Origin of the sequence: Streptomyces sp. NPDC059906, from assembly GCF_042730645.1 — a bacterium.
Classification (GTDB): domain Bacteria; phylum Actinomycetota; class Actinomycetes; order Streptomycetales; family Streptomycetaceae; genus Streptomyces; species Streptomyces rubrogriseus.
Genome location: NZ_JBHWKU010000011.1, coordinates 110,373 through 136,460 on the forward strand (window position 1 = coordinate 110,373; position 26,088 = coordinate 136,460).

The 26,088-nt window shown below is 72.1% G+C and carries 23 protein-coding genes and 3 pseudogenes; 14 read left to right on the forward strand and 12 right to left on the reverse strand.

Features of this window, described 5'->3' with window-relative positions:
* Positions 1-76 precede the first annotated feature (76 nt).
* Complete coding sequence (locus ACFV9J_RS18925) at positions 77-436, forward strand: DUF488 domain-containing protein (RefSeq protein ID WP_385355752.1); 360 nt, start codon at positions 77-79, stop codon at positions 434-436.
* A gap of 109 nt (positions 437-545) precedes the next feature.
* A complete protein-coding gene (locus tag ACFV9J_RS18930) occupies positions 546-989 on the forward strand; it encodes a nuclear transport factor 2 family protein (protein WP_385355754.1) in 444 nt (147 codons plus the stop codon).
* Positions 990-1,039: 50 nt separating this feature from the next.
* On the opposite strand, the gene pntB is transcribed toward ACFV9J_RS18930, so the two are convergent.
* The 3 genes from pntB to ACFV9J_RS18945 all read right to left on the reverse strand — a co-directional run bounded on the left by pntB (position 1,040) and on the right by ACFV9J_RS18945 (position 4,922).
* On the reverse strand, positions 1,040-2,500 hold the full coding sequence (pntB, locus tag ACFV9J_RS18935) for a Re/Si-specific NAD(P)(+) transhydrogenase subunit beta (RefSeq protein ID WP_385355755.1): 1,461 nt from the start codon (positions 2,498-2,500) through the stop codon (positions 1,040-1,042).
* Complete coding sequence (locus ACFV9J_RS18940) at positions 2,497-4,071, reverse strand: Re/Si-specific NAD(P)(+) transhydrogenase subunit alpha (protein ID WP_385355756.1); 1,575 nt, start codon at positions 4,069-4,071, stop codon at positions 2,497-2,499. The genes pntB and ACFV9J_RS18940 overlap by 4 nt, the downstream gene beginning before the upstream one ends.
* Positions 4,072-4,226: 155 nt before the next feature.
* Positions 4,227-4,922, reverse strand: coding sequence for a TetR/AcrR family transcriptional regulator (locus tag ACFV9J_RS18945; protein ID WP_385355757.1), 696 nt, complete (start codon positions 4,920-4,922; stop codon positions 4,227-4,229).
* Between the two features lie 71 nt (positions 4,923-4,993).
* Here ACFV9J_RS18945 and ACFV9J_RS18950 point away from each other — a divergent pair, with 71 nt between their 5' ends.
* Positions 4,994-6,115, forward strand: a complete 1,122-nt coding sequence (locus ACFV9J_RS18950; protein WP_385355887.1) for an FAD-dependent oxidoreductase — start codon at positions 4,994-4,996, stop codon at positions 6,113-6,115.
* Positions 6,116-6,139: 24 nt separating this feature from the next.
* Here the strand turns inward: ACFV9J_RS18950 and ACFV9J_RS18955 are convergent, their stop codons facing one another.
* Positions 6,140-7,618: an FAD-dependent monooxygenase gene (locus ACFV9J_RS18955; protein WP_385355758.1), complete on the reverse strand. Its 1,479-nt coding sequence runs from the start codon at positions 7,616-7,618 to the stop codon at positions 6,140-6,142.
* A 211-nt stretch (positions 7,619-7,829) separates the two neighbouring features.
* Between ACFV9J_RS18955 and ACFV9J_RS18960 the strand changes: the two are divergent.
* The 4 genes and pseudogenes from ACFV9J_RS18960 to ACFV9J_RS18975 form a co-directional block, all read left to right on the forward strand.
* Positions 7,830-7,925 (forward strand): annotated as a pseudogene (locus tag ACFV9J_RS18960) (dihydrofolate reductase family protein); the annotation flags it as partial.
* A 157-nt stretch (positions 7,926-8,082) separates the two neighbouring features.
* Positions 8,083-9,219, forward strand: a complete 1,137-nt coding sequence (locus ACFV9J_RS18965) for a PQQ-dependent sugar dehydrogenase (RefSeq protein WP_385355888.1) — start codon at positions 8,083-8,085, stop codon at positions 9,217-9,219.
* Positions 9,220-9,271: 52 nt separating this feature from the next.
* Positions 9,272-10,513 carry a D-mannonate dehydratase ManD gene (manD, locus tag ACFV9J_RS18970; RefSeq protein WP_385355759.1) on the forward strand — a complete coding sequence of 414 codons (1,242 nt, stop codon included), beginning with the start codon at positions 9,272-9,274 and terminating at the stop codon, positions 10,511-10,513.
* Between the two features lie 75 nt (positions 10,514-10,588).
* Entirely contained in the window at positions 10,589-11,263 is a 675-nt protein-coding gene (locus ACFV9J_RS18975; RefSeq protein ID WP_385355761.1) for a histidine phosphatase family protein, read from the forward strand.
* Here ACFV9J_RS18975 and ACFV9J_RS18980 read toward each other — a convergent pair.
* Entirely contained in the window at positions 11,247-13,154 is a 1,908-nt protein-coding gene (locus tag ACFV9J_RS18980) for a LamG-like jellyroll fold domain-containing protein (RefSeq protein WP_385355762.1), read from the reverse strand. The genes ACFV9J_RS18975 and ACFV9J_RS18980 overlap by 17 nt on opposite strands.
* Positions 13,155-13,397: 243 nt before the next feature.
* Here ACFV9J_RS18980 and ACFV9J_RS18985 point away from each other — a divergent pair, with 243 nt between their 5' ends.
* Positions 13,398-14,231 carry a PIG-L family deacetylase gene (locus tag ACFV9J_RS18985; RefSeq protein ID WP_385355764.1) on the forward strand — a complete coding sequence of 278 codons (834 nt, stop codon included), beginning with the start codon at positions 13,398-13,400 and terminating at the stop codon, positions 14,229-14,231.
* A gap of 88 nt (positions 14,232-14,319) precedes the next feature.
* Here ACFV9J_RS18985 and ACFV9J_RS18990 read toward each other — a convergent pair whose 3' ends face one another.
* On the reverse strand, positions 14,320-15,249 hold the full coding sequence (locus tag ACFV9J_RS18990) for an endo-beta-N-acetylglucosaminidase H (protein WP_385355765.1): 930 nt from the start codon (positions 15,247-15,249) through the stop codon (positions 14,320-14,322).
* 115 nt (positions 15,250-15,364) lie between these two features.
* On the opposite strand from ACFV9J_RS18990, the gene ACFV9J_RS18995 reads away from it, so the two are divergent.
* Positions 15,365-17,185, forward strand: coding sequence for an SMI1/KNR4 family protein (locus tag ACFV9J_RS18995; RefSeq protein WP_385355766.1), 1,821 nt, complete (start codon positions 15,365-15,367; stop codon positions 17,183-17,185).
* A 22-nt stretch (positions 17,186-17,207) separates the two neighbouring features.
* Here the strand turns inward: ACFV9J_RS18995 and ACFV9J_RS19000 are convergent, their stop codons facing one another.
* On the reverse strand, positions 17,208-17,759 hold the full coding sequence (locus ACFV9J_RS19000; RefSeq protein WP_385355768.1) for a snapalysin family zinc-dependent metalloprotease: 552 nt from the start codon (positions 17,757-17,759) through the stop codon (positions 17,208-17,210).
* A 158-nt stretch (positions 17,760-17,917) separates the two neighbouring features.
* Between ACFV9J_RS19000 and ACFV9J_RS19005 the strand changes: the two genes are divergently transcribed.
* Entirely contained in the window at positions 17,918-18,208 is a 291-nt protein-coding gene (locus tag ACFV9J_RS19005) for a hypothetical protein (protein WP_385355769.1), read from the forward strand.
* A 61-nt stretch (positions 18,209-18,269) separates the two neighbouring features.
* On the opposite strand, the gene ACFV9J_RS19010 is transcribed toward ACFV9J_RS19005, so the two are convergent.
* Entirely contained in the window at positions 18,270-19,655 is a 1,386-nt protein-coding gene (locus ACFV9J_RS19010; protein ID WP_385355770.1) for a cellulase family glycosylhydrolase, read from the reverse strand.
* 150 nt (positions 19,656-19,805) lie between these two features.
* Complete coding sequence (locus ACFV9J_RS19015; RefSeq protein WP_385355772.1) at positions 19,806-20,270, reverse strand: SRPBCC family protein; 465 nt, start codon at positions 20,268-20,270, stop codon at positions 19,806-19,808.
* Between the two features lie 46 nt (positions 20,271-20,316).
* Here ACFV9J_RS19015 and ACFV9J_RS19020 point away from each other — a divergent pair, with 46 nt between their 5' ends.
* The gene (locus ACFV9J_RS19020; RefSeq protein ID WP_385355774.1) at positions 20,317-20,955 is read left to right on the forward strand and encodes a TetR/AcrR family transcriptional regulator; all 639 of its coding nucleotides are present in this window, start codon (positions 20,317-20,319) and stop codon (positions 20,953-20,955) included.
* Between the two features lie 21 nt (positions 20,956-20,976).
* Here ACFV9J_RS19020 and eno read toward each other — a convergent pair whose 3' ends face one another.
* Positions 20,977-22,281, reverse strand: coding sequence for a phosphopyruvate hydratase (gene eno, locus ACFV9J_RS19025; protein WP_385355776.1), 1,305 nt, complete (start codon positions 22,279-22,281; stop codon positions 20,977-20,979).
* 239 nt (positions 22,282-22,520) lie between these two features.
* Here eno and ACFV9J_RS19030 point away from each other — a divergent pair, with 239 nt between their 5' ends.
* The gene (locus ACFV9J_RS19030; protein WP_385355777.1) at positions 22,521-22,943 is read left to right on the forward strand and encodes a MarR family winged helix-turn-helix transcriptional regulator; all 423 of its coding nucleotides are present in this window, start codon (positions 22,521-22,523) and stop codon (positions 22,941-22,943) included.
* A 45-nt stretch (positions 22,944-22,988) separates the two neighbouring features.
* On the opposite strand, the gene ACFV9J_RS19035 is transcribed toward ACFV9J_RS19030, so the two are convergent.
* Positions 22,989-23,948 carry a LysR family transcriptional regulator gene (locus ACFV9J_RS19035; protein ID WP_385355779.1) on the reverse strand — a complete coding sequence of 320 codons (960 nt, stop codon included), beginning with the start codon at positions 23,946-23,948 and terminating at the stop codon, positions 22,989-22,991.
* A gap of 98 nt (positions 23,949-24,046) precedes the next feature.
* Between ACFV9J_RS19035 and ACFV9J_RS19040 the strand changes: the two genes are divergently transcribed.
* Positions 24,047-25,267 carry a nuclear transport factor 2 family protein gene (locus ACFV9J_RS19040; protein WP_385355780.1) on the forward strand — a complete coding sequence of 407 codons (1,221 nt, stop codon included), beginning with the start codon at positions 24,047-24,049 and terminating at the stop codon, positions 25,265-25,267.
* Positions 25,268-25,447: 180 nt separating this feature from the next.
* Here ACFV9J_RS19040 and ACFV9J_RS19045 read toward each other — a convergent pair.
* Positions 25,448-25,828 (reverse strand): annotated as a pseudogene (locus ACFV9J_RS19045) (saccharopine dehydrogenase family protein); the annotation flags it as partial.
* A 4-nt stretch (positions 25,829-25,832) separates the two neighbouring features.
* On the opposite strand from ACFV9J_RS19045, the pseudogene ACFV9J_RS19050 reads away from it, so the two are divergent.
* A pseudogene (locus ACFV9J_RS19050) lies at positions 25,833-26,029 on the forward strand (TetR/AcrR family transcriptional regulator C-terminal domain-containing protein); the annotation flags it as partial.
* Positions 26,030-26,088 lie beyond the last annotated feature (59 nt).

Below are 26,088 nucleotides of genomic sequence, written 5' to 3' on the forward strand. Positions count from 1 at the left end.
CCCCCGTGTTTGGGCCCGCCCGCGGCGGTTCACTTGAACGGAAGTCGCTGCCCGGGTCCTCTCGGGAAGGTGGATCATGACGGCACGGGTCGGATACCGCAGAATCTACGAGAATCCCACGCCCGGGGACGGCAAGCGCGTGCTCGTCGACCGGCTGTGGCCCCGCGGTGTGAGCAAGGAGAAGGCCGATCTGGACGCGTGGCTGCGCGACGTCGCACCGTCGGCCGATCTGCGGCGCTGGTACCACCACGATCCGCAGCGCTACGACGAGTTCCGGCGCCGCTACTTCGCCGAACTGGAGGACCCCGGCCACCAGGCCGCGCTGGAGCGCCTGCGCGACCTGGTGGCCGGGGCCAAGGTGACCCTGCTCACGGCCACCAAGGATGTGGACCACAGCGAGGCGGCCGCGCTCGCCCAGTGGCTGGAGGGGCCCTGAGGAAGCCCCCGCCCGCCCTACCCCGGAGGTAATCGCCCCGCCGCGCACGGGCCGACAGGATGGGCGGTGGCTCCGCGTCGACGGGACGCGGACCAGGAGGAGGCCTGTCATGTCCGCGCCCGCATCGACGAACACCCGCTCCGTGGTGGAGGACCTGCTGCGCAGGATCGGCACGGGCGACCCCGAGCACATCGCCGGGCTGTACGCCGACCGGGGCGACTGGAGGCTCGACTGGCCGGAGGCCGAGCACGGTCGTCCGGCCACGCCGTGGATCCGTCACCGGTCCACCCGGGCGGACGCGGCGGCCCACTACCGGGAGCTCGCCGAGCACCACCTGCCGGAGCAGGCGGACACCGAGGTGGAGCGCATCCTCGTCGACGGGAACGACGCGGTCGTGTTCGGCGAGATCCGCCAGACCGCCCGCCCCACCGGACGCGCGTACCGCGCCCGGTTCGCCCTCCACCTGACGGTCGAGAACGGCCTCGTCACCCGCCACCACGTGTACGAGGACAGCCTCGCAGTCGCGCAAGCGTTCGAGACGGACCACGCGTGAGGCCTCCGCGCGGCGCCCACGGGGCCGGCACCGCCGGCGTCGCACCGCCGTCACCGCACCGCCGTCACCCCCTGCGCGGCGGCCCGAGAGTCTCGTCCGGTTCCGGACCCGAGAGCCTCCAGGATCGCCTCGACGCTCTGCTTGGCGTCGCCGAAGAGCATGCTGGTGTTGTCCCGGAAGAAGAGCGGGTTCTGCACGCCCGCGTAGCCGGAGGCCATCGAGCGCTTGAACACGACGACCTGCTCCGCCTCCCAGACCCGCAGCACGGGCATACCCGCGATCGGACTGGCGGGGTCGTCGGTCGCCGACGGATTGACCGTGTCGTTCGCGCCGATGACCAGCACGACCGAGGTGTCCGCGAAGTCGTCGTTGATCTCGTCCATCTCCAGGACGATGTCGTAGGGCACCTTGGCCTCGGCCAGCAGTACGTTCATGTGCCCGGGCAGCCGCCCCGCGACGGGATGAACGCCGAAGCGCACCTCGACGCCGCGCTCCCGCAGCCGCCGGGTCAGCTCCGCGACCGGATGCTGGGCCTGCGCCACGGCCATGCCGTAACCGGGGGTGATCACCACGGACCGCGCCCGAGCGAGCAGTTCCGCCGCCTCGGGCGCCCGTACCTCACGGTGTTCGCCCTGCTCCCGCGCCTCGCCGGGCGGAGCCTCGATGCCGAAGCCGCCCGCGATGACGGAGAGGAAGGAACGGTTCATCGCCTGGCACATGATGTAGCTCAGATACGCACCCGAGGAGCCGACCAGCGCACCGGTGACGATGAGCAGGTTGTTGTCGAGCAGGAAGCCGGCCGCCGCCGCGGCCCAGCCGGAGTAGCTGTTGAGCATCGAGACGACGACGGGCATGTCGCCGCCGCCGATGGAGGCCACCAGGTGCCAGCCCAGGGCGAGCGCCAGGACCGTGACCGCCACCATCAAAGGCAGGCCCGGGCTGACGGTGAACCAGACGGTCAGCACCGCGAACAGGGCCAGCGCACCCAGATTGAGGGCGTTCTTGCCGGGCAGCGTCAGCGGCCGGGACTTGATCCGCGCGGAGAGCTTCAGGTACGCGACCACGGAGCCGGTGAAGGTGACCGCGCCGATGAAGACGCCGATGAACACCTCGGCGTGGTGGATGCCGATCAGATCGGCGGCGATCCGGCCCCGCGAGCCGTGCGCCTCGACCTCGAGATAGCTGTTCCAGCCGACCAGGACGGCCGCGAGACCGACGAAGCTGTGCAGCACCGCGATCAGCTCGGGCATCTGCGTCATCTCCACGCGCCGCGCCCGCCACAGGCCGATCGCGGCGCCGATCACCATGGCGAGCAGGATCAGCGCGACGGGCCCGGCGGACACGCTCCGCGCCGAGACCACGACGGTGGCCGCGAGGGCGAGGGCCATCCCCGCGATGCCGTACACGACACCGGCGCGTGACGTCCGGTGCTGGGACAGGCCGGCGAGGCTCAGGACGAACAGCAGGGCGGCCACCAGGTCGGCGGCGCGGGAGGCGGTCATGGACGTCATCGGGACTCGCCTCTCGAGAACATGGACAGCATGCGGCGGGTGACGGCGAAACCTCCGAATATGTTCACGCTCGTCAGCAGGATCGCCACGAAGGACAGCACGGTGACGAGCGTGCTCTCGTGCCCGATCTGCACGAGGGCGCCGATCACCACGATCCCCGAGATGGCGTTGGTCACCGACATCAGCGGGGTGTGCAGGGAGTGGTGGACCTTGCCGATCACGTAGTAGCCGATGACCACCGCCAGCGCGAACACCGTGAAGTTCTGCGCCAGTTGGGCGGGAGCGAAGGCGACCAGCAGAAAGGTCGCCAGCATGCCGAGGCCGATCAGGCCGAAGCGCCCCGCCGGGGTGAGCCGGCGCGGTCTCCCGCCCACCGGCGCGGCGGGCGACGCCGCCGGGGGCGCGGTGGCGGGCGGGGCCGCCGACACGGCGACCGGTGGGGGAGGCCAGGTGACCGCGCCCGCTCGGACCACGGTCACGGTCCGCTGCACCACGTCGTCGAAGTCGATGACGATCCGGCCGTCCTTGCCCGGGGTGAGCAGCCGGAGCAGGTTGACCAGATTGGTGCCGAACAGCTGCGAGGCCTGGGCGGGCAGCCGGGCCGCCAGGTCCGTGTAGCCGATGAGGGTCACACCGTTGCCGGTCACCACGGTCCGGCCCGCGACGGTCCCCTCGACGTTGCCGCCCTGGGCGGCGGCCATGTCGACGACGACACTGCCGGGCCGCATCGCCGCCACGTCGGCGGCGGTCAGCAGGCGCGGGGCGGGCCGTCCGGGGATCAGCGCGGTGGTGATGACGACGTCCACGTCACGGGCCTGTTCGTGGTAGAGCCGGGCCGCGGCACGGTCGTAGTCGGCCGATGTGGCCTTCGCGTAGCCGTCGGCGCTCTCCTCCTGCGCCACGTCCACCGCGAGGTACTCGCCGCCCAGGGACCGCACCTGGTCCGCGACTTCCGGCCTGGGGTCGGTGGCGCGGACGATCGCGCCGAGGCTGGAGGCGGCCCCGACGGCGGCGAGCCCCGCGACCCCGGCCCCGGCGACGAGGACCTTCGCCGGCGGCACCTTGCCCGCCGCGGTGACCTGCCCGGTGAAGAAGCGGCCGAAGACGTGCGCGGCCTCGATCACGGCCCGGTACCCGGCGATGTTCGCCATGGAGCTGAGCACGTCCATCGACTGCGCCCGCGACATGCGCGGCACCGCGTCCAGGGCGAGCGCCGTGACGCCCCGCGCGGAGAGCGCCTCGAGCAGTTCGGGCCGCTGCGCCGGTGCCAGGAGGGCCACCAGCGTCGTACCTTCGCGCAGTGCGGCGGTCTCGTCGGCGGTCGGCGCGTTGACCTTGAGTACGACGTCCGCGGCCCAGGCCTCGCCGACGCTCGCCCCCGCCTCGGCGTAGGCCCCGTCGGCGAAGCCGGAGGCCGCGCCGGCCCCCGACTCGACGACGACCTCGTAGCCGAGGCCGAGGAGCAGGCGAACCGTCGAAGGCGTCGCGGCGACGCGCGTCTCCCCGGGCAAGGACTCGGCGACGACGCCGACGCGCCGAGGCGGGTGGTGAGCGGATTGGTGTCCAGTCATGTCCAGTCTCTCGTCGAGGCGTTGTTGACCGGTTCCGTACCCACCGGAGGGCGACGCGGCACCGAGAGACGGCCGTCGTTCTTGAACGCGCCCGGTCGGGGACCGGTCCGGGGAATCCCGCGGTGCCCGCCACCCGCGGTGAGCAGGCGCGGACGTCAGCTTCCCGGCGTCCGGGTGAGTCTGACGGCAACGGCGTCGAGGACCCAGTCCAGGCCGGTGGCGAAGGACTCCTCGGCATCCACGTGCGTGCCGTCGTGCACGGCCTTGGCCAGCGCCGGGAAACGGCCCGTGGCCAGCATCCGGGTCAGGTGCGGACCGTGGGCGCGCTGCCACTCGGGCTTGGACAGGCCCGTGGCGCGCTCCGCCCGCAGGTCCGCGATCTCGCGCCGGACGGCTCCGGTGAAGTAGGAACTGACCGTCTCCACGGCGCGCATGACGGTGTCGACGTCGGCCAGGCCGTCGAGCGCGGCCAGGGTCGCCTCGGCCACGGCGAGACCGTTGGGCCCGAGGGCCGGGCGGCCGCCGAGCAGGTCGGCCAGCCATGGATGCCGCAGAGCGGCCTGCCGGGTCCGGTGGGCCAGGACGCGCAATGCCTCCCGCCAGTCACCGGCCCGTTCCTCGGGGAGGATCTCGGCGTACACCGCGTCCACCATGAGGTCGAACAGCTCGTCCTTGGTGGAGATGAATCCGTACAGCCGCATCGGCCCGGCGTCCAGCCGGGCCGCCACCTTGCGCACGGACACCGCCGTCAGGCCGCCCTCGTCGGCGAGCGCGACCGCGGCGGCGACGATCCGCTCGCGGTCGAGCGGCACGGGGCGGTGCGGCGGCTCCGGCCGGTCCCAGACAGTCATGCTCCCACCGTACTGTTGCGATACGTCGTAGACCGAAAATACAGTGTATCGACATGAGACAACGTACCTATATGAGGCGGCGTATCGCCGTGGTCGGCGGCGGCCCCGCGGGCCTTGCCTTCGCCCGTGTCATGCACCGCCACGACCGCCCCGTCTCCGTCCTCGAACGCGATCCCGCCCCCGACGCCCGCCCCCCGGGCGGCACCCTGGACCTGCACGAAGGGCTGGGCCAGCTCGCCATGGCCAAGGCGGGACTGCTGGCCGAGTTCCAGGCGCTGTCCCGGCCCGAGGGCCAGGCCATGCGCATCCTGGACACGGACGGGACCGTACTGCGCGACTGGCGACCGGATCCGGCGGAACGGGCCAATCCGGAGATCGACCGCGGGCAACTCCGTGACCTGCTGCTCGGCCCGCTCGACGTCCGGTGGGGCGAGCGTGTGACGAAGGTGGTGCCGGGGGCCCGGGACGGCGTACTGGTCCATTTCGAGGACGGGCGCCAGGAGGCGTTCGACCTGGTCATCGGCGCGGACGGCGCCTGGTCCCGCACCCGCCCGGCGCTCTCCCCGGTGACGCCGCACTACACCGGCGTCACCATGGTCGAGACCTCACTGGACGACGTCGACACCCGTCACCCCGACCTCGCCACGCTGGTCGGCGACGGCTCGGTGGCCGTGTACGGCGTGAACCGCGCCGTCGTCGCCCAGCGCAACAGCGGCGGCCACGTCAAGGTGCACGCCCAGTTCCGCGCGCCACTCGACTGGCACGCGCACCTCGACCCCGGGGACCCGGAGGCAGTGCGGTCGCGTCTTCTGGCGCTGTTCGACGGCTGGACCGCTCCCGTCCTCGACCTCCTCCGCCACGGCACCGCGTTCGTCCACCGCCCCCTGTACGTCCTGCCCGTGTCCCACACCTGGGCCCACGTCCCCGGAGTGACGCTTCTGGGCGACGCCGCCCATCTGATGCCTCCCCTGGGGGCGGGCGCCAACCTCGCGCTGCTGGAAGGCGCCGAGCTGGCCGAGTCCCTCGCCGACGGCCCCGCGGATCCGGACGACGCCGTCCGCGCCTTCGAGGAACGGATGTGGGCACGGGCCGGACGGTGGGCGAAGATCACGGCGGCGGGTCTGGATCGCCTCGTGAGCCCGGATCCCGCCGCGGCCCTCGCCGTCTTCGACCAGGTCCAGCCGTCCCGTTGAGCGGCCGCCCCGTCGGCCGCCGGGTCAGCCGGTGGGCTCGCCGAACCAGCGGGAGAGGTGCTCGTCCAGGTCCCGCTGGTCGTCGCCGATCCAGGCGACGTGGCCGTCCGGGCGCAGCAGGACGCACGGTACGTCCAGCTCCGCGGTGGGGTCCGCGAGCTGATCGACCCGGTCCGACCGGCCGCCGACGGTCAGGCGTCCGGTGCGGTCCAGCAGCAGGCCGCGACCGCGACGCAGCAGACCGTAGAGGTTGCCCTGCTCGACGCCGATGTCCGGCATCCGGCGGCCGAGCAGGTCGGGGCCCGCACCGAGGTCGTAGCGGATGCCGGTCGCGGTGACCTTCTCGATGAGCCGGCGGTTCACCTCGTCGAAGTCCATCAGTTCGGTGAGCAGCCGGCGCACGGCCCGCGCGCCCGGTTCGGTGGAGTGCAGTTCCATCTGGGCGCGGGTGTTGTCCAGTACGTCCTCGGCGACCGGACGGCGCTCGGCCTGGTAGGTGTCCAGCAGTGGCTGCGGCGCCCAGCCGCGGATCCGCGCGGCCAGCTTCCAGCCGAGGTTGAACGCGTCCTGGAGGCCCAGGTTGAGTCCCTGCCCACCGGTGGGCGGATGGATGTGTGCCGCGTCACCGGCCAGCAGTACCCGCCCGACCCGGTAGCGCTCGGCCAGCCGGGTGGCATCCCCGAACCTGGACAGCCAGCGCGGCGAGTGCACGCCGAAGTCGGTTCCGGCGACGGCGCGCAACTGCCGCCGGAAGTCCTCCAGGGTGGGCGGTTGCGCGCGGTCACCGACTTCCGCGGCGGGGACCACGACGCTGTAGACGCCCGCGCCGAAGGGCCGCAGCCAGAACCGCTGCTGGGTCTCACGGACTCGGGCCACCCCGGCGGAGACCTCCTCCGCGGGCACCCCCACTTCCATCTCGCCCATCAGCGTCCCGTTCCGCGAGGGCTCGCCGGGAAAGGGGACGCCCAGCAGTTTGCGCACCGTGCTGCGGCCGCCGTCGCAGCCGACGAGGTAGCGCGAACGCAGCCGTCGCCCGTCGGCCAACTCCACGGTCACCCCCTCGCCGTCCTGCTCGAAACGGGCGACCGCGCCTCCGTGCAGGACGCGCGCGCCCAGGTCGACCGCGTGTTCCTCGAGGAGCCGGACGACGACCGGCTGCGGGATGCCCAGCAGATAGGCGTACTCGGAGTCCAGGTCCTTGGGCGCGGGCTTGGGGATGGCGGCGAAGACTCCGCCGACCGGGCGCTGCCTGCCGTGCCGCAGGAGGCGGTCCAGCAGTCCGCGCATGGCCATCAGCTCGATGCTGCGCATGTGCAGGGCGACGATCCGGACGAACGACGCGGGCTCGGTCTCCTTCTCCAGAACGAGTACCCGCACATCGTGCAGCCGCAGCTCGGCGGCCAGCATCGCGCCGGTCGGCCCGCAGCCGGCGATGATCACGTCGAAGTCGCGCTCGGCCGTGTCCTCGGACGACGGCTCGGCGGTGAACTGCCCAGAGTTCATGGGTGTTGCCTTTCGGGAGTGCCTTGTGGTCGAGGCGCTCCCGGCGACACCTGTGTCAGTCGCCGGCCATGACGGGAAGGGGGAGCACCCACGTCGATACAGCGTTCATGGGTCTCACCTCCTCGGGCGGTGTCACGGTCGCGTGCAGGCTACAAGTGCGGCGCTCGGCCCGTCCAATCCTTTTCGGCGAGTCCGATGACTCCTCGACCAAAGCCTCACCCCGTGCCGCTCGCTGCTCCGGGCCGGTCTGGTCGACCGCTTCCGTGTGGTCGTCTTCCCGGTGATCACCGGGAAGGCCGGCAGGGAAAGTAGCGCGTATTGGTCTGGGCCTGAAACGCCCGACCCCCTATTCTCGGCGGTGGCCGACGACACCCCCCACCCCAGTCGTCGGCCGGCCCGGACGACCCCAGGTCCGGACCGGGCAGTCAGGTGCACCCCCCACTCACCGCCTCCGGGAGGCCATGGTGAACACGCGCACCAGAATGTCGGCGATCGTCGCAACACTGGGTCTCGTCGGATCCCTGGCCCTGGCCACGGCGTCCGCCGACGAGTCCCGCACACCCGGATCCGCGGCGCAGGTCGCGCTGACCGAGGTGGCCCGGGCCCAGAACCCGACGGCCGGTGCCGCGGGCCCGCAGGACACGGTCTGGATCGCCGAACGCGCCGGCACCGTCCGGGTCCTCGACGACGACGGACTCGGCGAACCCGTGCTCGACATCTCCGACGAGACCACCACCGACGGCGAACGCGGCCTGCTCGGTCTGGCCTTCGACGAGCGGTTCGCGCACCTCTACGTCTCCTACACCGACCTCGAAGGCACCAGCACCGTCGACGAGTTCGCGGTCCAGGACGGTACGGTCCGGGAGAACACCCGGCGCACCGTCCTGACCCAGGAGCAGCCCGAGTCCAACCACAACGGCGGCGCCATCGCGTTCGGCCCCGACGGCCACCTCTACATCGCGCTCGGCGACGGAGGGGGCGGCGGCGACCCCCAGGGCAACGGCCAGAAGCTCGACACCCTGCTGGGCAAGCTGCTGCGGATCGACCCGCAGGGCGGCGACCCGTACGCGATTCCGGAGGACAACCCCTTCGCCGACGACCCGGACGCCAGGGGCGAGATCTGGGCGTACGGGCTGCGCAACCCCTGGCGGTTCTCCTTCGACGCCGCCTCGGGCGACCTGCTCATCGGCGACGTCGGCCAGAGCGACTGGGAGGAGATCGACTGGGCGCCCGCGAGCAGCCCTGGCGGCGAGAACTACGGCTGGTCGCAGATGGAGGGCACGCACCCCTTCCGCGGCGGCACCGAGCCCGCGAACCACGTTCCGCCGATCCACGAGTACGACCGTACCGGCCTCGGCTGCTCCGTCACCGGCGGCTACGTCTACCGGGGCCGGGCGGTCCCCGGCCTCGCGGGACAGTACGTCTACAGCGACTACTGCGACGGCACCCTGCGCTCCCTGGAGATCGAGGACGGCCGGGTGACCGCCGAGCACGACCTCGGGGTGAACGGCGGCGAGGTCGTGTCCTTCGCCCAGGACGGCGACGGGGAGCTGTACGTCCTCGCCATCGGAGGTACGGTTTCCCGCGTCGACCCGGCGTGACCCCGGCACGGGCCCGACCACCGGGCGCGCGTCGCCGAGGAGGAACGACCCTGTGAAGATCACCGCCGCCGACGTCGTCGTCACCAGCCCGGGACGCAACTTCGTCACCCTGCGCATCACCACCGAGGACGGGCTCACCGGCCTCGGCGACGCCACCCTCAACGGGCGCGAACTGGCCGTCGAGGCCTACCTGCGCGAGCACGTGGCCCCGCTGCTGCTCGGACGGGACGCGCATGCCATCGAGGACACCTGGCAGTACCTGTACCGGGGCGCGTACTGGCGCCGGGGCCCGGTCACCATGGCGGCCGTCGCCGCCGTGGACATGGCGCTGTGGGACATCAAGGGCAAGGCGGCGGGCATGCCGGTGTACCAACTCCTCGGCGGCGCCTGCCGCACGGGCGCCCTGGCCTACGGCCACGCCTCCGGCCGGGACATACCCGAACTGCTCGACTCGGTGCGCGAACACCTGGCGGACGGCTTCCGGGCCGTCCGCGTCCAGAGCGGCATCCCCGGTCTGGACTCCGTGTACGGCGTCGCCGCCTCCGCCGCCGGGGACGGGGACCGCTACGACTACGAACCCGCCCGCCGCACCGGCGCCGCGCACCCGCGCCCCACCGAGGAGACCTGGGACACCCGCGCCTACCTGCGCCACATGCCCACGGTCTTCGAAGCCGTACGGCACACCTTCGGCCCCGAACTCCCACTGCTGCACGACGGCCACCACCGCATGACGCCCATCCAGGCGGCGCGGCTCGGCAAGGACCTCGAACCCTACGACCTCTTCTGGCTGGAGGACGCGACCCCGGGCGAGGACCAGGGGGCACTGCGGCTGATCCGGGAGCACACCACCACGCCGCTGGCCATCGGGGAGGTCTTCAACTCCGTCCACGACTACACCACGCTGCTCCAGGAACGGCTGATCGACTACGTCCGCTCGGCGGTGACGCACACCGGCGGCATCACCGCCGTACGCAAACTGCTCGACATGGCCGCCGTGTACGGCATCAAGTCCGGCATGCACGGTCCGACCGACATCTCACCCGTGGGCATGGCGGCCGCCCTCCACCTCGACCTCGCCGTGCACAACTTCGGCATCCAGGAGTACATGCGCCACGCCCCGGACACCCTTGAGGTGTTCCGCACCTCCTACCGCTTCGAGGACGGCCTCCTGCACCCCGGCGACGCCCCCGGCCTCGGCGTCGAACTCGACGACGGGGCCGCGGCACGCTTCCCCTACGAGCCCGCCTACCTGCCCGTGAACCGCCTCGGCGACGGCACCGTCCACGACTGGTGAGGCCCGGGACACCGGCGGCGCGTGGCACAGTGGAGATGCCCCGTCTCCCGTCGTCCCGCAGAAAGTCCCCGTCGTATGCGTCTCCTGCTCATCAGGCACGGCCAGACCCCGTCCAACCTCAAGCACCTCCTGGACACGGCCGAGCCGGGCCCCGGTCTGACCGCCCTCGGCCAGGAACAGGCGGCGGCGCTGCCCGAGGCCCTGGCGTCGGAGAAGATCGACGCCCTGTACGCGTCGACGCTGGTCCGCACGCAGCTGACCGCCGCACCCCTGGCCTCGGCGAGGGGACTGGAGGTCCGGGTCCGGGCGGGGATCCGGGAGCTGACCGCCGGCGACCTGGAGATGCGCGGCGACGACGAGGCGGCACACACCTACATGCACACCGCGTTCTCCTGGTCCGCGGGTGACGTGCAGCTCCGTATGCCCGGCGGCGAGAACGGGGTGGAGGCACTGGCCCGCTTCGACGCCGTCGTGGCCGAGGCCCACCGGGGCGGCGCGGAGACCGTGGCCATGGTCAGCCACGGCGCCGCCATCCGCATGTGGGTGGCGGCCCGGGCCGACAACGTGGACGTCGACCACGCCGCGGGGCACCCCCTGGCGAACACCGGAATCGTCATCCTCTCCGGTTCGCCCGGTCGGGGATGGCGAGCGCTGCTTTGGGAGGGCGAGTCCCTGGGGCCGGTTCCCCTCACGCCGGGCCCGAACGACCCCACGGGAGCCACCGTGACGCCGCTCAGCCCGAAGGAGTGAGGAACTCCCGTACCGGCAGGGGGCGCCCGACGATCCGGGTGTCGCCCAGCCAGCCGTAGAAGCCCTGCCCGAACCGTTCGTCGAACTGCGTGCCGCCGAGGACGAAGGGCTTGCCGAGGGTGGCGATCCCGGTCGACGGCTGTGCGGGATTGCGCGCGATCCTCGATCCGTCCACGTACATCACCGTACGACGGCCGTCGTTGACGACGGCGATGTGCGTCCAGCGCCCGACCGGGACGGCATGGCTCCACGACGTGGGGTCGGCGTCCTGCCGGTGCGGGTAGACGACGAACTGGAGAAACCGCTCGGGGGAGATGTTCAGGCTGCACGTCGGTTCCAGCGGGGACCAGCCCGTCGTCTTGCCCGCGTCGCCGTTGCGGCCCTCCCAGCTGAGGATGCCCATCCAGTCGTGGTTGCCCTCGAACGGCTCGGGCAGCCGGACGAAGGTCTCGATGGTGTACCCGCGCAGGAACTTCTCACTGTTCAGGGCCGCCCCGTCCGCGGTGGTGAGGACGGCGCCGCGGTCGGGGCCCTGGCCGCCGTCGAAGCGGAGGCTGGCGTGCGCGGGCTGGCCGCGGTGGTGGTCCCGCGACCAGGTGAGCGCCTCGGCGCCGGAGGCGTGCAGCCGGCGCACCGTCAGGTCGTTGCCCCGGCCGGTGAGGTCCCTGACCACGGTGCCGTCGGGCAGGGGCGCACCCGGCCGCTGGGCCGCGCCGGTTCCCGAGGCGTCGAAGCGCCAGTAGGCGAGGGTGCCGCGGGGCATCACGGCCCGGGCCGGCCGGGGCTTCGGCGCGGGCACGGGGGCGAAGCCGGCGAACCGCTCGTCGAAGTCGATGTCGAGTGTGAACCGGTCGGCCGGACCGGTGAGTTCGAGCGTCTCGGCTGCCAGCGGGGAGCGCGCCGCGGGGTCCCGGGCGAGGAACCAGGGCGAGAACGTCTCCACGTCGACGACCCCGCGCACCAGGTCGAAGCCGTAGGTGCGGATCATGCCCGCGCCGCCGTAGTAGCGGTCCTGGTAGTTGGTGATGTGGACGTGGACGTCGTGCCCGGCGTCGTTGGTCAGGACGGTGCGGCCCGGCGGCCAGTAGTGCCCGCCCAGCGCCAGGAAGATCTGGTCGTTCCCCTTGATCAGACCGTCCCACAGACGTTGGCCGTGGTCGGACAGGCGGGCCTCGCCGTCGTCGCCGGACCAGGCGATGTCGTGCGTGGTCAGCACCGCCGGCAGGGTGGCATGCCGGGCGAGCACCTGCCGGGCCCACGCCAGCCCCTGGTCGGAGACCCGCCAGTCCAGGGCGAGGACGAGCCACTGCCGTCCGCCGGCCCGCAGGACGTGGTAGCTGTTGTAGCCGTCGGGCGAGGCACCGCCGAACGTCGGCATGGACCGGTAGCGGTCGGGCCCGAAGGCCGAGAGGTAGGCGGAGTCGCCCCGCTGGTCGTCCGTGGACGAGCGGATGTCGTGGTTGCCCGCCAGAACGCTGTACGGGACCCGGCCGTGCAGGACGCGGAAGGTGTCGGCCGCGAGATCGATCTCGGCCTCGGTGCCGTGCTCGGTGACGTCGCCGAGGTGCGTCATGAACGCGATGTTGGCCGCGGCCCGCTCGGTGACGAGGTGGCGGAACGTCGCCCGCAGCGGGGTCGGATCGGCGCTGTCGGCGTCGAACAGGTACTGGGTGTCGGGCAGCACCGCCAGGGCGAACCGCGGACTGCCGGCGTCGAAGCGGCCGCCGGACGAGCCGGCCGCGTCGGCCGCCTGTGCCGGGACGGCGGCCTGTGCCGGGACGGCGGCCGTACCGGCGACCGCGGCACCGGCCGCCGGTACGGCCACCGCCGCACGCAACAGGACGCGTCTGTCGGGGTGACGGCGGTCACTGCTCTGTTCCTCTGTGCTCATCTGGGCTCCACGGACCGGGTGACGGATGGCGATCAGTGCGCATGCTGCTCACCCGCGCCGACCGTCCGATGGCGCCGAGCTGAACACCGCCCGCCCGGTCGACGACGGCCCGTGGCGACAACCTGCGGCGGCGGGTCGGGAACAGGGGAGCCGTCACACGCTGTTGCATCGGCGGAGGGACCGGCGCCGCATCCGCGCCCGCCGTGTCCGGAGCATGACGTATCCCAGCAGGAGGACTGTTACATGACCGACCGACCCTTGACGCTGATGGCCGTGCACGCCCACCCCGACGACGAGGCCACGGGCACGGGCGGGATCCTGGCGCGGTACGCGGCGGAGGGCGTCCGCACGGTGCTCGTGACATGTACCGACGGCGGTTGCGGTGACGGACCGGGAGGCGTCAAGCCGGGGGACCCCGGGCACGATCCGGCGGCCGTCGCCCTGATGCGCCGGCGGGAACTCGAGGAGAGCCGTGACGTCCTGAAGATCAGCGATCTGGAGACGCTGGACTACGCCGACTCCGGAATGATGGGCTGGCCGAGCAACGACGCCCCCGGTTCCTTCTGGCGTACCCCGGTGGAGGAAGGGGCCGCCCGCCTCGCGGAACTCATGCGGCACTACCGGCCCGACGTGGTCGTCACCTACGACGAGAACGGCTTCTACGGTCACCCCGACCACATCCAGGCCCACCGCATTACCATGGCGGCACTGGAGATGACGACGCTGACGCCGAAGGTGTACTGGACCACGGCGCCCCGCTCGATGATGCGGCGGTTCGGCGAGATCATGCGCGAGTTCCATCCGGACATGCCGGAGCCGGACCCCGCCGAGGCCGCCGCGATGGCCGAGATCGGCCTCCCCGACGAGGAGATCACCACCTGGGTGGACACCACCGCCTTCAGCGGCCAGAAGTTCGACGCCCTGGCCGCCCACGCCAGCCAGGGCGAGAACATCTTCTTCCTCAGGATGGGCAAGGAGAGGTTCGGCGAGCTGATGGGCATGGAGACCTTCGTACGCGTCCGGGACACCACCGGCGCGGCCGTACCGGAGAACGACCTCTTCGCCGGGCTGCGCTGACCCGCCGCCCTGCGGCCCGCCGCCCTTTGGCCCGTGGGCCGCAGGACATCCATGACATCGTTGTCCGGCCGCAGCGCGGCGCGGGACCCTACGGCGTGTGGACGGCCTCGCTGCCGTACAGCTCCCTGGTGAACGCGGAGACGTCGGAGCTGCGGTCGCCGCCGTCGAGGTTGTACGTCAGATAGACGCCGTACCCCTCGTCGACGGTGCGCCGGGCGAGGTCGGCGGACGTGCTCTGCGGGGTCCGGCCGATCTCCACGGCCGCCGGTGACAGCTTCGACTTGGGCAGCGCGATCCCGGGCACCTGCCAGGTGCCGTAGTACGGGTTCCAGGCGTAGTCGAAGTCGGTGGAGACGTCCACGCCGCCGTAGGAGAGGCGCGAGGCGGCCGGGCCGATGTTGTACAGGCTGATGATCTTGTCGGGCATGTTCGCGCGCAGCGCCGTCACCAGATGCACGAACGAGCTGTCGTTGGGCTGCGCGGTGCCGTTGTTGCCGTACTCGGCGTACTCGTCGTCGAAGTCGATGCCGTCGAGCCCGTACTCGGCGACGGCGTCGGAGAGTTGCTTCGCGAACGCCGAAGCAGCCTGCTGGGACGGGAAGTTGGCGAACCCGGCCCCCTGGTGGTTGCCGAGTACCGACAGGACGACCTTGATGCCCTTCTGCTGCAACGGCCGTATCTGCGTGGCGGCGTTGTCGAGGACGCGCTGCACGTTCTCGTTGAAGTGCAGGTACGCCGACTTCGTGCCCGTGTCGTAGTTGATGTTCGCCGCGAAGATCACGGCGACGTCGAAGACGTTGCCGCCGCCGTCGGCGAGGGTGTACTTGCCCGCGTTGAGCATGCTGTTGTTGTTCACCTCGATGTAGGCCACCGAGGTCGGTCCCTGTTTCGCGGGAGCGGGGGCGGCCGCCGCGCCGGTCGTGGCGGCCGTCGCGGTCGTGCCGAAGGTGAGGGCCGCGACGGCCGAGAGCGCGAGCGCGGCCGTGCGCACCCTGCTCCGTACCGGAGTGAACTTCATTGATCGTTCTCCCATCTCGTGATCGGCGCCGGCTGTCTCACCAGCGGCCGAGTGAAGCCCTCCGAGTCTTCCCGACCCGGACGGCGCTGTCAGTGGGTGATGACAGGCTGGACCCATGACAGACACAACGGGGTTCGACTGGCGGCCCTTCCTGATCGAGTGGAGCGGGGAGTGGGCGGACTCCCTGCCCGAGGGGGAGACGCGGAGCGCGGACGACACATCCGCCCGGTGGTCTCGCTGGCTGGGATTCCCGCCCGCCGACGAGGCGCGGGTCGCGGCGGCGGAGGCGCGCCTGGGCCGCCGCCTGCCCCCGTCGTACCGGGACTTCCTGATGGTCAGTGACGGGTGGTTGCACGCGGGCGGATTCGTGTGGTTGCTCGCGGGCACCGCGGACGCGCGCTGGCACGACGACGCGTCGGGCCTGGCGGACACGTTCGAGGAGAACCTGGACGAGGACGCCGGGCCGCAGGAGCGACGGGAGGCGGGTATCTGGCGGCGCGGACTGCAGCTCGACGTCGAGTCCGACGCCACCTACGTCCTCATGGACCCGGAGGACGTGGACGAGGACGGTGAGTGGGCCGTGTACACCTGGGCGGGCTGGCGGGCCGCACCGCCCGAACGGCACGCGAACTTCCGTGCGTTCATGCGGGAGATGCACCGCGAGTTCCACCGCCTGCGCGCCCGCCCGGGGGAAGGAGAGCCGGAGTTCGTCAATGACAAGACGCGCCGGCTCGACGGGCTCGTCGAGGAGGCCCGGCAGGCGGCGCTGCGGGGCGACTGGGAAGGAGCCCTGCGACTGCTGGACGAGGCCGGGGCCTACGGCAGACCGCGAGCCGCCGGACTCGGCGACCAGATACGCCGTCTGCTCGGCAAGACCTACATGGTGGACTTCGGCGGCCTGGCCACGGATCCGCGGTACGCGCCCGAGCTGTTGCCGCTGCTGACCGCCGAGATGCCCGACCGGACGGGGAAGGGCACGTACGCGTACACGGCGCCAGGAGCGTTCGGAGAGGCGGTGCAGCGGGCGAGGGAGCTGGCCCGGTGGGGAGACACGGACGCGGCCTGGCGGGAGCTGACGAGCGCCCTGCCCTCGTGGGAGCCGCTGGGGCCGGACCACCTGGCACCGGTGGGCTGGATCGCGGACCCGCTGCTCGGGTCGCTGCTGACCGCGGAGCGGGGACGCGAGCTGCTCTCCACGCCAAGGGGCGGTCAGGCCGGTGAGGCACCCGGGCCGACGCCGCCGCTGGACCCGCCCGGCCTGGCATGGCTCGCCGAACAGGACCCGGGCGGCAGGCGCACGTGCTACCGGTTCGTACTGGTCGAAGGGGTCGAGCCCGCGGACTTGCCGGCGCGGCTCGCGGACGGGGGCGCGGGCGGCCCCGCGCTCAACGACCCCATGACCTCCTGGCAGGCGCGGCACGGCTCGTCGCGGGGCCGCGGGGAGTTCCCGTCGTACGAGGACCGGGCGCTCCTCGCGGTCGGCCGGGCGGGCGCCGGCTGGAGTTTCGCCTTCGACGGCGCCCCCGCCCCCTTCGACCCGCGGCGGTTCGTCTCGCCCGCGGCCGCAGCCTGCGCGGGTGCTCGGGCGGTGGTGGTGTGGAGCGGACTGAGAACGCGGCACGGAGAACCCTTCTTCCACCTCTCGGTGGCCCGGGACGGCGTCGAGCAGTACGCCTTCACGTACGGCGAGGGGGAGATCCGGGAGAGCGGCCGGATACCGCGGACGCTGCGCCCGGACCAGTACTTCGGTGACCCGGGCGACGGCGCCGACGACGTGGAACGGGCGCTGCTGGCGGCGGTGGGCGGGGAGTTCGGTGTCCACCTGCCCCGGCAGGCCCTCGTGCACGGGAGGCTGCACACCTGCACCAGTCGCTCCTGGACCCGTCCACCGAGGGACGGGGAGAGCTACCTGGAAGTCCGCGTGCACATGCGCTGACCGTGCCGATCGTCGCCGAGGCTCAGTCCGCGATGAGGACGGGCACCGGTCCCGAGACCGCCGACGGCGAACCGGCCGCACCGGCGAAGTTGTCCTCGACCTCTGCCTTCTCCGCGGCGTTCGGGTACGGATTGGTGCACGGGACACCCGCGCTCGATCCCGACATCAGACTGGAGCACGGGCCGGGTTTGCGGTCCGGCAGTCCCAGGATGTGACCGAGTTCGTGGGACGAGATGCGTACCGTGTTGTAGCCCTCGTTCACCGCCTGACGACCGATCCAGACGGTGCCCTTGCCCAAGGACGTGGGGAGGGCGCGCGGCCAGCCGTCGTCGGCCAGGATCCGGATGTCGGCCCGCTGTCCGGCCGGGACCGGACGCAGCTCGGCGCCCTCGACGCTCTCGTTCCAGATGGCCGCGCCCTGGTCGACCGCGGACCGGAACTCCGCGGAGCCGCTTGCGTCGTAGGTGAGTACCCGGGCCGCGGCCGGTGATCCCGCGGCCACGGCCTGGCCGCTCAGCAGCGGCAGCGACAGCAGCGCCGCCGCGAGACATCCGGTCAGTGTGCGGACGTGCATGCTCGACCTCCTTGTGGGGGAGAGGAGTCGTGCTCATGACATCACCTGGCTCCCTGCCCAGAGGACGGCGCTGTCAATCAGTCAATTCGTGGGCAGCTCCTGGCCGTCCGTGACCAGGAGGCCGAGCACGGCCGGGCGCCTGCACGTACGATGCCCGGATGTCCGAGTCGTTGCGCATGAGCCGCCGCAGGTGGGTTGCCGCGTGGGCGGTGACGGGCGCGGTCGGCCTCGTCGCCACCGCGGTGCTGAACGCCTCCTCGACTCCGGGCCCCCGGCCCGAGGAGCCCGTCAGCGCCGTGTGCGCCGAGCGCATCGCGGACATCGAGAAGCAACTGGCCAAGGCCAGGCGGGAAGGCGAGGACGGGGTGCTGACGTTCTCGCGGGTCGAGGGCGGTGCCGCGGGCGACTGCGACGAGGCACTCCGGGACCACTTCGGGGGCGGTCGGTGAGCCGCGGAACCGGAGCCGCGGCCCACCTCGTTGCGCGTCTACTCCTCCTGTCTCGCCGGGGTCAGCTCGTCGGGAAGTCGTCGGTGGTGCTGATGCGGCTCTTCAGCAGGGCGCCGGACTCGGTCAGCACGCCGCTGCTGCTGTAGTCGGAGCCCTCACAGGTGCCCGGCTTGAACGCGGCGCTGCCCTCGTCGGCGTCGGAGTACGTCCAGTTCGCATAACTGATCTTGAGTTGGTCGAGCAGATCCAGCCAGGCGATGCTGCTCGACCGGTCCACCGCACCACCGCCGGTGGCGCTCACCGTGCCGAACTCCGACACGAACAGGGGAAGCCGGGTGGCCGCTCGGCTCAGCGCCGCCCGGTAGTTGTCCTTGTGGCTGGCGGCGTAGAAGTGGAACGCGTACATGATGTTGGTCGCGTTCACCGGGTTGTTGACCACCTCGCTCTCGTTCGCGCCGTCCGAGACGCCCAGCGAGGACCAGCCCCGGGTGCCCACGATGACGACGGCGTCCGGGTCGGCGGCCCGGATCACCGGGATGACCTGCTCGGCGTAGCTCTTCACGGCCGTCCAGCTCACCCCGTTGGGCTCGTTGGCGATCTCGTAGATCACGTTCTTCTTGTCCGCGTTGCGGGCGGCGACGGAGGAGAAGAACGTCTTGGCGCGGTCGAGGTTGTAGTTCGGGTCGCCCGGCGTCAGCGTGTGGAAGTCGATCACCGCGTACATGCCGCGGGCCTCGGCCATGTCGACCAGGCCGTTCACCCGGCTGGTGAAGCCGGCCGGGTCGGTTTCGTAGCCGTCCTCCTGGACGTACATGGCGACGCGGAGCAGGTCCGACTTCCAGTCCTGCGCCAAGGCGTCCAGGGACGCGTCGCCGTAGCACGGGCCGAACCACTGGATGCCGTGCGTGCTCATGCCGCGCAGTTGTATCGGGCGGTCGTACTGATTGCACAGATGCACGCCGCAGACGTGCAGTTGGCCGTTGACGGCGGCCGGTGTCCCGGTCGCGGGCGGGTCGGTCGGCGGGTCCGTCGGCGGATCGGTGACGGACCCACTGCAGGTCGCGCCATTGAGCGTGAAGGACGTGGGCGCGGGATTGGCACCCGTGAAGGAGCCCACGAACCCCAGGTCGGCCGACGCGCCGGTGGACAGGGTGCGGTTCCAGTCGACGCCGTCGGCGGTGACCGCGGAGCCGGACTGCGACCAGGTCGCGTTCCAGCCCTGGACGACCCGCTGCCCGGCGTCCGGCATCGTGAACCCGAGCGTCCAGCCACTGACGGGATCACCCAGGTTGGTGATCTTCACCCCGGCCTGGAAGCCGCCCTCCCACTGGCTGGTGATCGTGTACTCGGCCTTGCAGCCGGTGGCGGCCTGCGCCGGGGGGCCGGCGAGCGCTGTCAGGCCGACGACCGACACGCCGGTCGCGAGCAGGGCCAAAAGGCGTTTCAAAGCGTTCCTCCTCGTGCGAAGCGGACACAACGCGATGGGAGCGCTCCCAAAGCCCATCGGCCCGAGACCGTACACCCGCACGCCGGTCCGCGACAGGGTGTCGGAACGCCGAACTCCTCGCCCCTGGGGCGGGATCGGCCCCTGCTGCCGTCAGGTGCCGGTGGCGGACACGTGGCGGGCCAGCTCGTCGGCCAGGCGCCGCATGACCGTGCGGTTGGCGCGCCGCATCGTCATCCGTACGACGGGTGCGAGCAGCCGGTCGGCGAGCGGGGCGCGTACCCAGGAGTAGGTGAACGAGACACGGGCCCCGCCGGTGCGCGGCGCTTCGACCTCGTAGGTTCCGTGGGCCACGCGGCGACCCGCGGCGCTGATGTTCCGTTCCACGATGCGCCGTGGCGCCTCGGCCTCGACGACCTCGATGTCGACGTCGGTCCTCCTGCCGCCCAGCGTGGCGGTGACGGCGGCGCGCGAACCGATGCCGCGGGCAGGGCCGCCGCAGCGCCAGTCTGAGAGGTAGTGATCCGTGAATCGCTCGTGGTGCGCCATGACGTCGAGAAAGTCGTAGACCTGCTCGGGCGCCTGGGGCACGGCGACACGCACAGTGACAGGTTTCATGTACCACACGGTACACGTGGGATGTACCACTTGGTACGCTCGCGCCATGGTGACGAGGGACGATCCGCCGTCGGCGTCGGGCCCCGGCCGGGGCGCGCAGGGTGACCGGCGCGCGCGGCTGGTGGAGGCCGCCGTCGACCACGTCGCGGCGCACGGTATGGCCGACCTCAGCCTCCGTCGGCTGGGTTCCGCGATCGGCGTGAGCCACCGCATGCTGATCCACTACTTCGGCTCCAAGGAACAGCTGCTCGTCGAGATCGTCCGGGCGTCGGAGCGACGCCAGCGCGCGTTGCTGTCGCGGCTTCGTGCCGAGCCCGGTGTCTCGCCCGCCGATGTCGCGCGGCGGCTGTGGCGGCAGTTGACGGACCCCGGACTGGCCGGTCAGGAGCGGCTGTTCTTCGAGATCTGCGGGCAGGCGCTGCGCGGCCGACCCGAGGCCGCCCCGGTCCTCGAAGGGCTCGTGGGGGACTGGCTGGAGCCGCTCGTGCGGGCCGAGGCCGAGGCCGGTGCGTCCCCGGACGAGGCCCGAAGTCGCGCCAGACTGGGGCTCGCCACCGTCCGCGGTCTGCTGTTCGACCTGCTCGCCACCGGCGACCGCGCCGGAGTCGACTCGGCGATGGAGGAGTTCCTCCGGCTGTACTACGGTCCCGGGGCCGGCGGGCAGGCGTTCTCCGACGGTGGCTGACGGCGGAGGGCCGGTCGCGGCTCAGACCCGGCGCAGCGCGGAGCGGCCCGCGAACCGTGCCGAGGCGCCCAGTTCCTCCTCGATCCGGATGAGTCGGTTGTACTTGGCCGTTCGGTCGGAGCGGGAGAGCGAGCCGGTCTTGATCTGACCGCAGCCGGTCGCCACCGCGAGATCCGCGATGGTGGTGTCCTCCGTCTCGCCGGAGCGGTGCGACATGACAACGGTCCAGCCCGCCTCGTGCGCCGTGGCCACGGTCGCCAGCGCCTCGGTGAGGGTTCCGATCTGATTGACCTTGACCAGGACCGAGTTGCCGACGCCGGTACGGATGCCCTCGCGCACGAGTGTCTCGTTGGTGCAGAACACGTCGTCGCCGGTGAGCTGGCACCGGTCGCCTACGCGGCCGGTCAGCTCGCGCCAGCCGTCCAGATCGTCCTCGGCCATCGGGTCCTCGACGGAGACGACCGGGTAGGCGTCGATGAGCCCGGCCAGGTGGTCGGCGTGTTCGGCGGGGGACCGGCGCACCCCCTCGCCCGCGTAGTCGTACACGCCGTCGCGGAAGAACTCCGACGACGCCGGGTCCATGACCAGGCCGATGTCCGGGCCGGCGCGGTAGCCGGTGCGCTCGATGGCGGCCACCACGAAGTCGAGGGCCTCCTCGGCGGTGCGCAGCGCGGGCGCGAAGCCGCCCTCGTCGCCCACGCCGGTGGAGTGCCCGGCGGCCAGCAGATCGCGGCGCAGGGTGTGGAAGACCTCGCTGCCCATGCGGACGGCTTCGGCGAAGGTGTCCGCGCCCACCGGCACGATCATGAACTCCTGGAAGTCCAGCGGATTGTCGGCATGGGCACCGCCGTTGACGATGTTCATCATCGGCAGCGGCAGAAGGTGCGCGTCGGTGCCGCCGAGGTAACGGTAGAGGGGCTGACGGCGGGCCGTGGCGGCGGCCTTGGCGGCGGCGAGGGAGACGCCGAGGAGCGCGTTGGCGCCGAGCCGGGACTTCGTGGCGGTGCCGTCGAGGGCGATCAGCGCGGCGTCGAGACCGGCCTGGTCCGCCGCGTCGCGGCCGTGCACGGACGCCGCGATCTCCCCGTTCACATGAGCCACCGCGCGGTCGACGCCCTTGCCGTGCCAGCGGGTGGGGTCCTCGTCGCGCAGCTCCACCGCTTCCCGGGCGCCGGTGGAGGCGCCGGACGGGACGGCTGCCCGTCCCAGGGACCCGTCCTCCAGGACGACGTCGACCTCGACCGTGGGGTTGCCGCGGCTGTCGATGATCCGGCGGGCGGTGACGGTCTCGATCGCCGTGGCGGGTTCGACTGCTGTTGCGGACATGGGAGTTCCTTCCCTTTGTCGGTGCCGTGACCCGGCTGCGGCAACGCTGGCGCGGGGCCCGGCAGGGCAGACTCTACAGCAATGCTGCTCAGTTTTGCTGAGCAGTATTGCTGTGCAGACTGCCTGTGCAGACTGCCTGTGCGGGTTGGCTGTACAGCGTTACTGCGTAGATTGGCCGGGCAGATCGGCTGTGCCGGCCAGGTGAACAGCTTTGCTGGTCAGCGGGGGTAAGATGCCCCATGCCCACCCCGGAAGCCGCCGCCATCGCCGCCGAACTGCGCACCGCGATGAGCAAGCTCACCCGACGCGTCAAGCACGAGGACCGCATCCCGTTGGGCCAGGTCGCCGTGCTCGGCGCGCTCGACCGCGACGGTGCCATGACCACCAGCGAACTCGCCGCCGACCAGCGCGTACGCCCCCAGTCGATGGCGCGGGCGGTGGGCCTTCTCATGGAACAGAACCTGGTCACCCGACGGGCGCACCCCACGGACGGCCGCAAGTCGCTGGTCGAGCTGTCGGACGCGGGCCGCACCGCGCTCGACGCGGAACGCGGTCGCAGGGTGGGCTGGCTCGCGCAGGCCATTGAGGACGAACTCACGGACAGGGAGCGGACGTTGCTGGCGGAGAGCGCCGCCCTGCTCGAACGGCTGGCCACTCGCTGACGCCGTCCCGGTGGCCGGGCCACCGCCCCTGGGTGCTCTCAGCGCCTATTGCGCCCCCGCGCTCTCCCCGGCGGCGACCGCCTCTCGGGCCGCCGCCGGTGACGTGGCCGTCGGTTCCCCGGCGGCGGCGAACGCAGTGGTCAGCTCGTCGTGGAGAGAGGCCGCACAAGGGTGGGGGTCGCGGTGCGGGGTGATCGTGTAGATGCCGCGAGTCGGAGCGTCGACGAGGCCCACCGTGGCGACGTCGGCCCGCAACGCGCGCCTCAGCACCCCGGGCACCAGCGCGATGGCGTGACCGGTGGCGACCAGGGCGAGCTTGCCGGGCAGATCGGCCGCACCGAGGTCGATGCGGACCCCGACTCCGGCTCGGGCGGCGTGCCGGCGCAGGAGCGCCGCCGAGCCGTCGTTGTCCTCGGCCCAGGTCTCGTCGGCGAGTGTCCGGATGTGCACCGGGCCGGTCCCGGCCCGCGGATGGTCGACGGGCAGGACGACGACCATGCGGTCGAGCCCCAGGAACCGCCGTTCGACCTGCGGGGCATGGGGCAGGCCGGGCGGTGCGTCGGTGACGACAGCCAGGTCGATGTCGCCGCCGATGACACGCCGGTGCAGCTGCCCGCTCAGGCCCGGCACCAGGCTCCACCGGATGTGTCCGGTTCTGTCCAGCAGGCCGCGGACCGCTTCCGGAACGATCCCGGAAGCCAGGGAGGGGACGGCGCCGACGGCCAACGGCCGACCGGACCCCCCGTCGCGGACGTCCCGTGCGGCACGGACGGCGCGGTCGGCCTCGCCGAGCGTGGTCAGGGCGTGCCTGCGGAACACCTCGCCGGCCGGCGTGGGACGCACGCCCCGCGCATGGCGCTCGACCAGCGACACGCCCAACTGCCGCTCCAGTCCGGCGATCTGACGGGAGACCGCCGACTGGGTGTGGTTCAACTCGTCGGCGGCCGCCGACAGCGAACCGAGACGGCACACGGTCACGAAGGCCCGCCACACGGTGAGATCCATCGCGCCAGTATCCACGCACTCAGGCATGCGCGACCCGCAGAGCAGGCCTGCGAAACCTGCGCTTGTCGCAGCCCTCCGGGTGCACCACTGTGGCGGTCATGACCGCACCACACGCGCCACGCACCATCGCCGTTCTCGGCCTGGGACGCATGGGAGAAGCGATCGCCGCCCGGCTCACCGCCCAGGGCCGGGACGTCGTCGGCTGGACCCGCTCCGGCCGTACCTCGGGCACCGTCGAGGTGGCCCCCGATCCGGGCACCGCCGTGGCGAAGGCGGACCTGGTGTTCCTGTCGCTGTTCGACGGACCCGCCTGTCTCCAGGTCCTCGGCGACATCCGTGACTCGCTGCGCACGGACGCCGTCGTGGTGAACACCAGCACCGTCGCCCCCGCCGAGGCGGCGGGGTTCGCGCGGCAGGTCGGCCGGTCCTACGTGCACGCGCCCGTGATCGGCTCCGTCCCGGCCGTGGCCGGCGGAACGCTCCGGATCCTCGCCGCCGCCGAGCAGGACACACTCGACGGCGTCCGGCCGGTCCTGGAATCGCTGGGTACCGTGCGACGCGTCGACGACGCCTCCACCGCCGCGGCGCTCAAGCTCGTCGCCAACGGCAGCCTTGCCGGAGCCCTCCTGGCGCTGCGCGACTCACTGCGGCAAGGGGACGCGCTCGGCCTGCCGCGTACGCAGGTGCTGGACGTCCTCGAACTCGGTCAGCTCGGCGGGCTCGTCGCCCGCAAGCGTCCCTTCCTCACCGGTGAGCGGGCCCCGCACACGGCCGATTTCACCATCGGCGCGCTGGCCAAGGACATGGCGCTGCTCGCCGACGCCTCGACCACGCCCTTGCGGAGCGCCGACGCCCTGGCAGGGCCCGCCGCCGACCCCGCGGCCGACGTGGCCATCGCCGCCGTGCCGACGGTGGAGGGCGATGTGGAAGGCGTTGTGGAGGGCGATGTGGAGGGCGCCGTACTCGATCCGCTCCGCGCCTACGTCCGCGGACACGCCACCGGCGACCCCGGCCACTTCCGTGACGCCTTCCTGCCCACCGCCCACATCGAGGGTGTCCGGGACGGCGCCTTCGTCTCCTGGGGCCTGGACGAGTACTGCGCCCTCTTCCGGGGCCGGCCCGCCGCGGACGAAGCGACCCGAACCCGCCGTATCGACGCCGTCGAGGTCCATGGCAGCGTCGCGACCGCCACCATGACACTGCGGCACGGTGCGGACCGGTTCACGGACGTCTTCCTGCTGGTGGCTGCCGAGGACGGCTGGCGCATCGCGAACAAGGCCTACCACCGACACGTCGGTCGGTCCTCGGGCCACCGATGAGTTTTCCCGCCCGCCTCCGTCCTACCCGGTGAACGAAGGCCGAGGCAGTGGAGGCAAAACCCGGACGGCAATGACCTCATTGCCGTCGAGAGCTCCTGAACGGACGGTGTCGACACCCGCGGCCTGGTGAAGGTCCGGGGCACGATCCCCGGACACCTTCGGGACCGTGACCGGTGACGCTCACCCCTGTTCGCGCAGACCCCAGGGCGACCCGTACTCGGTGAGCAGGTCGAGGAACGGCCGGGCGGGCAGGGCCTCGGGACCGAGGACACCCTCGCCCGACCAGGCCCCGGTGGAGAGCAGTTCGAGGGCGACGACCGGGTTGACGGCCGTCTGCCACACGACGGCCTGCGACCCGTACTCGCGCATGGACCACTGATTGTCGACCACGTGGTACAGGTGGACCTCGCGGGCCTCGCCGCCCTTGGTGCCCCTGACCCAGGTGCCCGCGCAGGTCTTCCCGGTCATCCTCTCGCCCAGGGTCGCGGGGTCGGGAAGGCACGCGGCGACCACGTCACGCGGGGAGACCCGCACCGGTCCGTCCTCGCCCGGCACGGTGACCCTCGCGCGGGCCCTGGACGGGTGGAGGGCGGAGGCGACTGGCGCGCGGACCTCCGCTCCCTCGGTCTCGCCCTGCACTCCTCGTACCTCGCCCATCCCCAGGCGGCCGTGCTCACCGCCAGCCGGGTGAGCGGACGGCCGCGCGAGATCGCGGTGGACGAGGCGATCCTCGGTCTGCTGAGGGGCGCCGGGCTGACCGATGTGGTCCTGGACACCCTGCTGGACGGCATCGCCGCCGAACTGACCGGGACCGCACCGGA